This window comes from Neobacillus mesonae, from assembly GCF_023715155.1.
GTDB classification, from domain to species: domain Bacteria; phylum Bacillota; class Bacilli; order Bacillales; family Cytobacillaceae; genus Neobacillus; species Neobacillus mesonae_A.
Genome location: NZ_JAMBNQ010000074.1, coordinates 1 through 7304 on the forward strand (window position 1 = coordinate 1; position 7304 = coordinate 7304).

The window sequence follows — 7304 nt, forward strand, 5'->3', positions numbered from 1 at the left end:
TCTTGCATTTTAAACTTCATAATAGAGCTTCCTCCTAAGATTGATTTTGTGTTGTGTGTGTATAATCATCTTACTGAGGGGCTCTATTTTTATCAAACGGTAAAAAGAGCTATCTACAGGAATTCTTCATTTTGCAAATAACGGGAAAACTTCCGCTTATTTTTTACTTCCAAGGGGGCTATCCTGTAATCCAGCTTTTTCGCAGAGTCCGCTTATTCCTAAATTGAATAAACTACCGCTTTTCTTGGCATAACAACATAGTTTACGAAAACAGCCTTTAACAATTAGTATTTGCTCAAAAATAACTGCTAATCCAAATAAAAGAGGACGATACAAAATAATCGTCCTCATCCTTCCTTACACTGTTGTAACGGCTTCTTCTTTGTTTACTTCATGACGAATCGTTGCCTGAGCTGCTGCAAGCCTTGCAAGCGGTACCCGATATGGCGAGCAGCTGACATAATCCAATCCAGTTCTGTAACAGAAATCAATTGAGCTCTTTTCGCCGCCGTGTTCGCCACAAATCCCCGTTTTTAATGACGGTTTTGTCGCACGTCCCAGCTTTACACCCGTTTCTACCAGCTTCCCTACGCCATCCTGATCAAGCACAGCAAATGGATTTTCCGGCAGAACTTTATTTTCAATGTAAGCTTGAAGAAATTTACCCTCTGCATCATCACGGCTATAGCCAAATGTCGTTTGTGTTAAGTCATTGGTACCAAATGAAAAGAAATCTGCCTCTTCAGCAATTTGATCAGCCGTCAAAGCTGCACGAGGAATTTCGATCATCGTGCCGATTGTGTAATCAAATTGCCTGCCTGTTTCCTCTTGGACTGCAGCTGCTGTATCGATAACGAGCTTGCGCATCTGCTTTAGTTCATTAACATGGCCGACAAGCGGAATCATGATTTCCGGCTGTACCGGCGTTCCTTTTTCAGCTAACGTAGCTGCAGCATAGAAAATGGCTTTTGCCTGCATTTCATAGATTTCTGGAAAAATCATTCCCAAACGGCAGCCGCGATGGCCAAGCATAGGGTTAAATTCATCTAATTGGCGGACCTTCTTTAGTAATTGTTCCTTTTGCTTTAATTCTTCTGATTTTGGCTCAAGAATTTGCAATTTTGTCACTTCTACTAACAATTCCTCTTTGTTTGGTAAAAACTCATGCAAAGGAGGATCTAATAAACGGATTGTCACAGGGAGTCCTTGCATGGCTTCAAAAATTCCTTCAAAATCACCCTGCTGCATTGGCAGAAGCTCTGCTAAAGCTTCCATTCTTTCACTATAGTTCTCAGCTAAAATCATTTTTTGAACAATTGGAATTCGTTTAATATCCATAAACATATGCTCTGTGCGGCATAAGCCTATCCCCCCGGCTCCAAATCCAAATGATTTTTTAGCATCTTCCGGATTGTCAGCATTTGCACGAACGCCAATTTTTCTTACCTCATCCGCCCAGGTAAGTAATTGCTGGAATTCATCAGAAAGCTCAGGATCAATCATTGAAACTTCGCCAATCATAATCTCGCCGGTAGATCCATCAACCGTAATAACATCACCATGACGAACAATGACTTCGCCAACTGTAAATTGTTTTGCTTTCATATCAATCTTCAATGACTCACAGCCGCAAATGCATGCTTTTCCCATTCCGCGGGCAACCACTGCAGCATGGCTGGTCATACCGCCTCTGCTTGTTAAAATGGCCTGAGATGCTACCATTCCGTGAATATCATCTGGAGTTGTTTCCGGTGACACAAGTATAACCTTCTTACCTTCATTGCCTAATTGTTCAGCTTCATCCGCGTCAAAAACAACTTGACCTGTGGCAGCACCAGGGGATGCCGGCAAACCTTTTGCCAAAATTGTTTTCTGAACAGAGTCATCAATCCTCCGATGCAGCAGTTGATTTAATTGATCTGGATCAACGCGCAGCAAGGCAGTCTTTTTATCAATGATTCCTTCCTTTTCCATATCTACAGCAATACGTATGGCAGCTTGGGCTGTACGTTTACCGTTACGCGTTTGCAAAATGAAAAGCTTGCTGCCTTCAACCGTAAACTCAATATCCTGCATCTCCTTATAATGCTGTTCAAGCCGTTGACAAGTATCAACGAATTGCTGATAAACCCCTGGCATTTCGTCCTTAAGTGTTGCAATTGGCTGTGGTGTCCGAATTCCGGCGACAACATCTTCCCCTTGGGCATTAATTAAATATTCCCCGTAAAGGACCGGCTCGCCTGTCGAAGGATTTCTTGTAAAAGCAACACCAGTGCCTGAATCATTTCCCATGTTTCCGAATACCATACTTTGAACATTTACGGCTGTACCTAAATGTTCAGGAATTTTATTTAACCGACGGTAAACTATGGCCCGCTGGTTATTCCAAGAATTAAAGACAGCATTAATGGCAAGGAATAGCTGTTCTTTTGGATCCTGAGGGAAATCCTTTCTTGTATGCTTTTTCACAATTTGTTTGTAGCTAGAAATCACTTCCTGCCAATCCTCAGCAGTCATTTCAGGGTCGGCAGCATATCCCTTTTGTTCGCGTACTTCTTCTAATAACTGTTCAAAGAAATACGTATCAATCTCCAGTACGACATTGCTGAACATTTGAATGAAACGACGGTAGGAATCATAAGCAAAGCGAGGATTATTTGTTAATTTTGCCATACCCTCCACAGTTTCATCATTCATTCCTAGATTCAAAATTGTATCCATCATTCCCGGCATTGAGAAAACGGAGCCTGAACGAACAGAAACAAGTAATGGATTTTGCGGGTCCCCTAGTTTTTTACCCATTTTTTCTTCTAAAGCTTTTAAAGCCGTTAATGTTTGTTGCTCTACTAATGAAGGAATTGTTTTACCAGATTCATAATATGCATTACAAGCCTTAGTAGTAATTGTAAAACCAAAGGGTACCGGCAGTCCGATTTTTGTCATTTCTGCTAGATTTGCTCCTTTCCCCCCAAGCAAATCCCGCATATTTCCATTTCCCTCATGAAACAAGTAAACAAATTTCTCCATTTTAAGAACTCCTTTCCTTTTTCAACACATCTAAAATCAAACCTGCCGTTTCTTCTACTGCCTTGTTGGATACATCAATAATCGGGCATCCAACCCGTTTCATTATTTTTTCTGCATGATCCAATTCTTCCAAAATCCGCTCAAAGCTGGCATAACTTGCCCTAGAAGCTAAACCTAAAGCCTTCAGGCGCTCCTTTCGAATTTCATTCAACTTATCAGGCGAGATGATTAAGCCAATACAATTTTTTCTTGGTATTTGAAATAATTCATCAGGCGGTGCTACTTCCGGAACCAATGGTACATTTGCAACTTTATACCGCTTATTGGCCAAATACATCGACAATGGTGTTTTAGAGGTTCGGGATACACCAATTAGAACGATATCTGCTTTCAAAATTCCTCTTGGATCACGACCGTCATCATATTTGACTGCAAATTCAATTGCCTCAACTTTCCGGAAGTATTCCTCATCCAATTTCCGCATTAATCCTGGCTGGTGATGGGGTTCTTGGTTGAATTTATTTGTAAAGGCATTCATTAATGGGCTTAGTAAATCAACTGCTATTAATCCTTCTTCAGCTGCCCTTTTATCCAAATAATCCTTTAGATCAGGAACAACAATGGTATAAGCAATTAGTGAATCTCCTTTTTTTGCTAACAATATTACATCTTCTAAATCCTCTATGTCATCTACATATGAATTGCGTCGGATTTCCACATGCCCGCCGTTAAACTGTGTTGCCACAGCCTTTACAACCAGCTCAGCCGTTTCCCCAACCGAGTCTGATATGACATAGACCACTTGCTTTTGTTTCAAAATGGCAGCAGCTCCCCTTAATTTGTCTTTTCTTCCATAATTTCTAAATAAGCTCGAGTGATAGTTGTTTTTGTAATCCGTCCAACCAGCAAATATGTATTGCTCTGTTTGTCCACTTCTTTAACAACCGGTAAGGAATCAACGTGATAATTTATCATCCTTTTAGCCGCCTCGAACAAGGTTTCTTCTGGAAAAATCGTAATAATATTTGGCATTCTTGTCATAATGACACTTACAGGCAATTCTTGCAGATTCTTATTACCAATTGCCGCTCTTAACAAATCCTTCCGTGAAACTACCCCAGCTAAATGTCCTTCTAAATCTACAGCATACAGTGTTCCTACATCTTCCAAAAACAGTTGCACAATTGCATCATATACTGAGGTTGATTTTTCAACGACTATCGGGTGTGCCTTAAAATCTGCTACTTTTTGATTCAAATATCTTTCAGCCTGTTGTTTTACGGCATATTTTTCATTAAAAAAGTAACCGACCCGAGGTCTTGCATCTAAATTTCCTGACATTGTAAGGATTGCTAAGTCAGGTCTTAGAGCAGCTCTTGAAACAGAAAGCATTTCGGCAATTTCTTTTCCCGTGATTGGGCCGTTCTTTTTAACAATCTCTAGAATCTCGTCCTGACGCTTCGTGAGTTTAATTATTACCACCCCCTAAAGCACAATAATGTGTAATAATCATCGGTTAATTTTTAAATGTGCTATACTTATTTGTATATAGTATATTATATTTAATTGAAAACCGAAACAATTTTTTGATAAATTAGGGGACTATTTTTTGAAGACACGAAAAAACCCCGCTAGCTTTCTATAGCGGGACTACTTTTGGCAATTTGGACAATAAAAGGTTTTACGAGATGAAATCATTTCCTTCACAATGACCGCCCCACATCTATGGCATGTCCCGCCTTCACGGTCATACACCTGACATAATTCAGAATAACTTCCTGTCAAAGTATCTCCATTAAAGAAGGGATTTTCAAGATAACCTCCATGCTTGATTGCATCCTGTAAAATAGCTTTCATGGCATTGTAAATCTGAATTAATTCGGTCCTTTCAATATCATCAATGTCCTTGGCCGGTAAAACACCTGCTTTAAAACATATTTCTGTAGAGTAGCAATTTCCAATGCCTGCAATAAACCCTTGATCTAGCAAGGTTGTTTTTAAACGCCCATGTTTAGCCGCCATTTTATTCAAAAATACCTGCTGAGTAAATCCGGACTCCAAAGGCTCAGGACCTAAGTGGGACAATTTTTGTTCTGCTTCTGTATGTGTATGCAAATGGAGATAACCAAGGCGCAGACCAATAAAATAAAGATGATGATCATCAAATGACAATTGAACCTGAATGGTTCGCTTGGGCTTATCAGCCTCTGTACCATAGAAAATCCATCCTCCAAGCATTAAATGAAGCAACAAAACTTGTCCATTTTGTAAGTGAAATAGTAAATGTTTCCCCCTACGATTCACAGCCACAATCGTTTGATTTTGAACCATTCTTTTAAAAACCTCTATTGTGACATTAATGGACTTTTCCCGATTTACTTGAATTGCGGTAATGGTTTTACCAACAACCTTTTGATTTAAAAAAATTTTATAATTTTCCATTTCCGGAAGCTCAGGCAATATTTCTTCCTCCCTTATAGATAAAATAAATTTGAAGAAAATAAAAACCAAGCTGACTTAAGCTTGGTTAAATATTGAAGGATTATGTTAATTTTGCCCGTAATGGTCCAAATTACCCTGTAGTCTCTCTAAAAGTTGATATGGTCGTACTTTAAAAGCTTCATACGGGACACAATACCCGCGCATTGCATCTACTACTCTTGGAATAAATTTTCCTCTTTTTATATAATGTAAAACATTTGTGGAATTGATTTTAACAAAGGAAACTTCCATTGTTTCCTCTGAAGTTTTCAGTGCGCCTCCTGCAGCCTCCCCCAGAAATACAATGGATATAGTATTACCATTGGAATAAACACCACTTACCCCAATTAAATTTACCTTAATGCCTGTTTCCTCAAAAATCTCCCGAATTAGAGCCTGATCCAATGTCTCTTCATTGTCTACACCGCCACCCGGAAGTTCCCATGTATCCTTTCTCCAATAAGTTTTTACCAGCAAGGTTTCCCCTTTTTCATTTGTAATATATCCGCTGACTGTAACTGTTTGTTTCGGTCTTTCATAATTTCCTGTAGATGTTAAAAATGTCCTGCGGTAATCTATAAATAATGGACCCGACTCTTGAAGTTTAGTTTGTAATTGTTGATACATGTCATCCCGTTTAACCCGTTCTTCAATTTTTATATATTCATCTTGATTGGGATACTCCCAAATGACTGTAATTTCATCACATTTATCTGTTACCCAACTGCCAATTAATTTAGCTCCACTTTTAATGTTTAATGGAAGCATATATTTATGGAAAAAATGGAGAAAATTTTGAACTTTATTTGGATTCATTACATATATCTCTCTTAAATAGATCATATCAAGCCCCGCTTATCATATTAAAGATTGTTATTTTATCATATACGAGAATCCAAAATTAGTTTCAAAAGACAAGGCATAAAAAAAACCCTCCTAACTTAGTAGGAGGAGTGTGGATAATTTGAATAATGTATTTATGATTAGAAGTGGAGGGGGACGGATTCGAACCGCCGAACCCTGAGGGAGCGGATTTACAGTCCGCCGCGTTTAGCCGCTTCGCTACCCCTCCAGATATGTAGGAAAAACGGAGGAAGAGGGATTCGAACCCCCGCGCGGTTTAACCCGCCTGTCGGTTTTCAAGACCGATCCCTTCAGCCGGACTTGGGTATTCCTCCATGATTATAATAGCGGCGGAGGGGATCGAACCCCCGACCTTACGGGTATGAACCGTACGCTCTAGCCAGCTGAGCTACACCGCCATATATATAATTAAATTATGGTGGAGCCTAGCGGGATCGAACCGCTGACCTCCTGCGTGCAAAGCAGGCGCTCTCCCAGCTGAGCTAAGGCCCCAAATTTACGAATGGTCGGGAAAACAGGATTTGAACCTGCGACCCCCACGTCCCGAACGTGGTGCTCTACCAAGCTGAGCTATTTCCCGTTAAAGAATATTTCAGCATAGCAAAAAGCGGAAGACGGGATTCGAACCCGCGACCCCCACCTTGGCAAGGTGATGTTCTACCACTGAACTACTTCCGCAATGTAAAAAACTATATGATGCGGGTGAAGGGACTCGAACCCCCACGCCTTGCGGCACTAGATCCTGATTCTAGCGCGTCTGCCAATTCCGCCACACCCGCGTAAAGATAACTATTGATTATAGCTTAATTAAACAGCCCGGCAGCGTCCTACTCTCACAGGGGCAAGGCCCCAACTACCATCGGCGCTGAGAAGCTTAACTTCCGTGTTCGGTATGGGAACGGGTGTGACCTTCTCGCCATCACCGCCGGACT

5 protein-coding genes, 7 tRNA genes and 1 rRNA gene are annotated in these 7304 nt (G+C 40.5%); all 13 read right to left on the reverse strand.

The annotated features are described in order from the left end of the window. Positions 1 to 357 precede the first annotated feature (357 nt). On the reverse strand, positions 358 to 3027 hold the full coding sequence (gene ppdK, locus M3183_RS26290; RefSeq protein WP_251474939.1) for a pyruvate, phosphate dikinase: 2670 nt from the start codon (positions 3025 to 3027) through the stop codon (positions 358 to 360). Position 3028: 1 nt separating this feature from the next. Next, a complete protein-coding gene (locus M3183_RS26295) occupies positions 3029 to 3844 on the reverse strand; it encodes a pyruvate, water dikinase regulatory protein (RefSeq protein WP_251474941.1) in 816 nt (271 codons plus the stop codon). A gap of 17 nt (positions 3845 to 3861) precedes the next feature. Beyond that, positions 3862 to 4503, reverse strand: a complete 642-nt coding sequence (locus M3183_RS26300) for a helix-turn-helix transcriptional regulator (protein WP_396953766.1) — start codon at positions 4501 to 4503, stop codon at positions 3862 to 3864. Between the two features lie 174 nt (positions 4504 to 4677). Continuing rightward, complete coding sequence (gene mutM, locus M3183_RS26305) at positions 4678 to 5487, reverse strand: bifunctional DNA-formamidopyrimidine glycosylase/DNA-(apurinic or apyrimidinic site) lyase (protein WP_251474946.1); 810 nt, start codon at positions 5485 to 5487, stop codon at positions 4678 to 4680. Positions 5488 to 5574: 87 nt separating this feature from the next. Next, complete coding sequence (locus M3183_RS26310; RefSeq protein ID WP_251474948.1) at positions 5575 to 6324, reverse strand: NUDIX hydrolase; 750 nt, start codon at positions 6322 to 6324, stop codon at positions 5575 to 5577. Between the two features lie 174 nt (positions 6325 to 6498). After that, positions 6499 to 6580: transfer RNA gene (locus M3183_RS26315), tRNA-Tyr, on the reverse strand. A 16-nt stretch (positions 6581 to 6596) separates the two neighbouring features. Next, a tRNA-Ser gene (locus M3183_RS26320) sits at positions 6597 to 6686 on the reverse strand. Positions 6687 to 6696: 10 nt separating this feature from the next. Next, a tRNA-Met gene (locus M3183_RS26325) sits at positions 6697 to 6770 on the reverse strand. 18 nt (positions 6771 to 6788) lie between these two features. Beyond that, positions 6789 to 6864, reverse strand: a tRNA-Ala gene (locus M3183_RS26330). Between the two features lie 11 nt (positions 6865 to 6875). Next, positions 6876 to 6952: transfer RNA gene (locus M3183_RS26335), tRNA-Pro, on the reverse strand. A gap of 26 nt (positions 6953 to 6978) precedes the next feature. Beyond that, positions 6979 to 7050 (reverse strand) — tRNA-Gly (locus M3183_RS26340). Between the two features lie 19 nt (positions 7051 to 7069). Continuing rightward, positions 7070 to 7151 (reverse strand) — tRNA-Leu (locus M3183_RS26345). A gap of 35 nt (positions 7152 to 7186) precedes the next feature. Beyond that, a 5S ribosomal RNA gene (rrf, locus tag M3183_RS26350) occupies positions 7187 to 7302 on the reverse strand. Positions 7303 to 7304 lie beyond the last annotated feature (2 nt).

Bases quoted from the DNA above. Each gene is read 5' to 3' on its own strand.
- ppdK (WP_251474939.1), bottom strand. From the start codon at position 3,027: ATGGAGAAATTTGTTTACTTGTTTCATGAGGGAAATGGAAATATGCGG.
- M3183_RS26310 (WP_251474948.1), bottom strand. From the start codon at position 6,324: ATGAATCCAAATAAAGTTCAAAATTTTCTCCATTTTTTCCATAAATAT.